Annotated in this window: 1 protein-coding gene; it reads right to left on the reverse strand. The window is 31.9% G+C overall.

Annotated features, from left to right (window positions below; genetic code table 11):
- Positions 1-95: 95 nt before the first annotated feature.
- Positions 96-698, reverse strand: a 603-nt coding sequence (locus HMPREF2953_RS08560; protein WP_070672866.1) for a hypothetical protein, incomplete at its 5' end; no start/stop codon positions are given.

Genomic DNA, 698 nt, shown 5'->3' on the forward strand with positions numbered 1-698 from the left:
ATTGATAAAGAGAATTCTTAAACTTAGTTAGAAACTTTAAAGAAAGAAAAAACGAAGTGCTACAAGGCACTTCGTTAATATTACAATTGATATTATTAATCTTCTTCACTAGAGTCGATATCATCATCTGAATATACAGGTTTAGGACTACCTACATCTCCGCGGGGATTATTTGGATTATAACCTATGAATGCTTGTTCATCTTCTGATAGACTATCTAATTCATCTTGGCTCATTCCGTCATCGTCAACTTTATCTTTTGGTTCTGTAGGGCCTCCTCCACTTTGTGACATAACTTGATCTTCATACTCTCTTTCCTCAGCGGGAGAAGAAAATTCATCAATATAATCTATACCATATCGCTTGGTTTTATGTATTACTTGACCAGACTCATTAGTTCGTACATTTTCTGTATTTGCTTGTTTGCTCGAAGGGTATTCAGAATTATTATTGTTATTAGATATTTGTTCGCTTGTACTATTTTCTATAGTAGTGTTACTTGAATTTTCTTGAGACGTTTGTACCTCTTCTGTATTTGGTTCAGAACTTTGTTTTTCTTTTTTATCTTTACTCGGTTTTTTACTTACAGTATCAGCTTTTGTGTTGTCATTGATGAACGTATCTTTAGCAAAATTTACTACAAATAGTGCTAAACCAATAAATGTGATGGATAGTATTGCAATTAATAGAATATTAAT

The sequence above is a fragment of the Staphylococcus sp. HMSC072E01 genome, assembly GCF_001814125.1.
Classification (GTDB): Bacteria; Bacillota; Bacilli; order Staphylococcales; family Staphylococcaceae; genus Staphylococcus; species Staphylococcus hominis.